Consider the following 3364-nt stretch of genomic DNA (forward strand, 5'->3'; position numbering starts at 1 on the left):
GAAATATTATGGAGATTTTTAAAATATGAATGGATTGAATTTAGCGCCTATAAAGACCGAAAGAGCCTCCTCGCTTACGTTAAAAAAGTGCTGGACAATTTTGGAGGCGAGTATGTAATTAATTTTGCCTAGGTACTTATAAGCGAAATTATGAGGGAGATTATCGCTGTCATAAGGAGGAAATAGAGCAAATGTTTCGCGATGCCAGCAATGAACCTCAAGATTTTCAAGTTTTAGATAATTTTAATCTCAACGATATTGATCCTGATACTCTGAAAGTATTTCGCCAACGGTTCAGCAATCGCGAACCCGATCATCCTTGGTTAGCATACAATGATCAACAATTACTCCATCAGTTAGGAGGATGGCGACGAGATAGAAATTCTAGCAAAGAAGGATTAACTGTAGCGGGTTTACTCATGTTTGGACGAGAACGCAGTATTTTAGATGCTTTCCCCCATTATAGTCTCGACTATCAGGAAAAATTATCTGACGATCCTGAAAAAAGATGGACATATCGCTTAACTCTTGATGGTAAATGGGAAGCTAATTTACTTAACTCTTATTATCGTGTTTATGGCAGATTAATTAATAATTTAGATGTTCCTTTTCAATTAGACAAAGATGCCGTTCGTAAAGATGAAACCCATGTTCATGAAGCTTTAAGAGAGGCTTTAGTTAATACTTTAATCCACGCCGATCACCAGTCGTCACGGCCTATAAAGGTGGTAAAATCTATCGATGGCTATCTGTTTTCTAATCCTGGTCGTCTGAGAATTCCCCTACAGCGTCTCTATGAAGGCGGTACTAGCGATCCTCGTAATCCTCATCTACAAAAAATGTTTCAAATGCTCGGATTAGGTGAAAAAGCTGGCTCTGGATTTGGGAAAATTCTTCGTGCTTGGAAAGAACAACAATGGTTGAGTCCCCTAGTTTCGGAAAAACTTGACCTAGAAGTTACATCTGTTAATTTACCGATGACAAGTTTTATTCCCGAAGCAGTTGAAGTGGAATTAAAAAGGATTATCGGGGATGCTTACCGTCAGTTAGGTGATCTTGATAGGATAATATTAGTATTAGCGCATCAGTTTGAGGAAATTAGTAATACTGACATTCAGCGTTATCGATCAGAACATCCCAGAGATATTAGCGAACGCCTTCGTAATTTAGTTCAAAATGGCTGGTTACACCAGTCAGGTAAGTGTCGGGGAACACGCTACACCCTACCGAACCAGAATTTTTCAGCGCAACTTTCTCTATTACCAAGCTCCGAACATTACCCACCAAGCTCCGAACATTACCAACAGTTAGAGGCAATTGCTGAACCCATACGCAGAAAAGGCCGCATTAGTAAAGACTCGGTACGAAAAGTGATTCTTGAACTATGCTCCCAACAATATCTACCCCTCGGAACATTAGCTCAACTGCTCGGAAGAGAACCTGATACTATTCGTAATCACTATGTCAACCCGATGATAGATGAGAGATTGCTGGAGCTTAAACACCCCCAACTAAGGAACCATCCTCAACAAGCTTATCGAACAGTATCTCGATCGCATTTCCTATCAGCGCAAGATGAGTAAACACCCGCTCCTCAAATCCGAGAGATTAAGGGGACTACATCGGCAAGCCACTAATTTAGCGATCGATAGCTAACTTATCACTTAACATTTCCCTGACGATTTTAGCGGTAGCGGGGGCTAATAAAACCCCGTTACGGTAGTGTCCCGTGGCCAGAATAACGTTATCGTATCCGGGCAAATATTCGATGATGGGAGCGGATTTTTTCTCCGGTCGCGGTCGCTTACCGGACCAAGTACGCACGATCGCACCCGCGGCCAAAGAGGGACAAAAAGCGATCGCCTGTTGATACACTTGCTCTAATAGGGCAGTATCGGCGATAATTTCGCCCTTTTCGTCCATAAATTCCACCGTTGCCCCAATCCAGTATTCCGCTCGGGCCAAAGGCAGAATATGCAGGTCATTTCCCGTTAAAATCGGCTTAAAATCGGAACTTTCTAAGGGTTGCGTCAATTTTATCTGTAAAGCTTGCCCTAAAACCGGTCGGATTTCCACTGGATGGGTAAGAGTTTCGGTTAAAGCAGTGGAACCAATTCCCGCACAAAGAATCAAAAAGTCGGTTTCCTCTATACCATTGGAACTATAAACCTGGGTGCATTGCCTCAAATTAGAGCCATGAAGCTCTGTCTTCCCAAAATTTTCAACTTTTACCCCAAATTGACATTTTACCCCCCTTCTTGCCGCAGCATCGACGAGGGCTTCCGTGAGCAGGGCCGGATTAATTTGATGATCCCTGGGAGAATAGATGGCACCATGGAGATGATCGCTGGCCACTTGGGGACATTTTTGGTTTAAAGTCTCTTTATCCCAGATTTCTAGACAATATCCCTGTTCTTGGCGGATTTCGGCTAACTTGCGCCAATTTTCTTCGTCTTCGGCACTCGATCGCAGTAGGACAATACCATCACGGTTACAGGGAATAGTCAGTCCGGTGAGGGATTCTAGCTCAGGAAGGAGGGTTTCGTAACGTTTTAAACTTTCTTGCCGCAGTTTCCAGGCTCTACCTTTAGTTTTATGGCTGATAATACCCATTAAAATCCCTAAAGCTGCCCCGGTTGCTCCTTGTCCTGGTTTTTTTTCATCGATGAGGGTAATTTCTAATCCTTCGATGGCGCTTAATTCGTAGGCAATGGTGGCCCCCACTATTCCCGCACCGATGATGACAATTTTAGTCATAAGACCTCTTGCAAAAATCAAAAATCTTCCTTTAGGTGAGGAGTCAGGAGCCAGTAGCCGGTCGTCAGGAGAATTAAGAATGAGCATTAATCAATTAAATGCTCTATTTAGGGATTTTACGCAATTTTATGTCTATTTTTCTCATTTTTGCCCTCTCAAAAATTAATTATGCAAGAACTCTATAAACTCTAGGGGCTATTTTTCTAGCAGCAACAGGACTAAAAAAGGTTTGAGGCTGCATCTCACATTTGCAGAAATACGGACAATCAGCAATTATCAGTGACTTTTAAATTATTACAAATATATCAGCAGCTGCGTGTAAGCATCCCACCGGAAAACTAATGCGCTCCGGGGTTTGGGGGCGGCGCCACGCCCCAACGGGTAGGGCTGTTTCATTCTCCCATCAGAATATCAAAAGTAAAAGCGATCACTATCAGGTAAAATGAGAAGTGACCGCCAACCTTTCAAATATATGTTGAGCTTAATAGAAAAACTGAAACAAGTCAAGGACTTTCGGAAAGATCAAGGAAAAAGACACCCTTTATGGATAGTATTAGTAGTAATAATACTGGGAACAATGCTAGGATACTCAGGTTAGAGAGAGCTA

The 3364-nt window shown here is 42.4% G+C and carries 2 protein-coding genes and 2 pseudogenes; 3 read left to right on the forward strand and 1 reads right to left on the reverse strand.

The features are described 5' to 3' along the window. Together O9332_RS25610 and O9332_RS25615 are read left to right on the forward strand one after the other, a co-directional pair. Window positions 1–132: pseudogene (locus O9332_RS25610) on the forward strand (IS630-like element ISMae24 family transposase); the annotation flags it as partial. Window positions 133–191: 59 nt separating this feature from the next. Beyond that, window positions 192–1583, forward strand: coding sequence for a DUF8451 domain-containing protein (locus O9332_RS25615; protein WP_288027890.1), 1392 nt, complete (start codon window positions 192–194; stop codon window positions 1581–1583). Window positions 1584–1638: 55 nt separating this feature from the next. On the opposite strand, the gene O9332_RS25620 is transcribed toward O9332_RS25615, so the two are convergent. After that, entirely contained in the window at window positions 1639–2757 is a 1119-nt protein-coding gene (locus O9332_RS25620) for an NAD(P)/FAD-dependent oxidoreductase (protein ID WP_002760780.1), read from the reverse strand. Between the two features lie 472 nt (window positions 2758–3229). Here O9332_RS25620 and O9332_RS25625 point away from each other — a divergent pair. Continuing rightward, a pseudogene (locus tag O9332_RS25625) lies at window positions 3230–3352 on the forward strand (transposase family protein); the annotation flags it as partial. Window positions 3353–3364: the final 12 nt, after the last annotated feature.

The organism is Microcystis sp. LE19-10.1B (assembly GCF_027530565.1).
Lineage (GTDB): Bacteria > Cyanobacteriota > Cyanobacteriia > Cyanobacteriales > Microcystaceae > Microcystis > Microcystis aeruginosa.

Excerpts from the sequence above, each read along its gene's own strand:
- O9332_RS25615 (WP_288027890.1), top strand. The coding sequence starts at position 192 with ATGTTTCGCGATGCCAGCAATGAACCTCAAGATTTTCAAGTTTTAGAT.
- O9332_RS25620 (WP_002760780.1), bottom strand. The coding sequence starts at position 2,757 with ATGACTAAAATTGTCATCATCGGTGCGGGAATAGTGGGGGCCACCATT.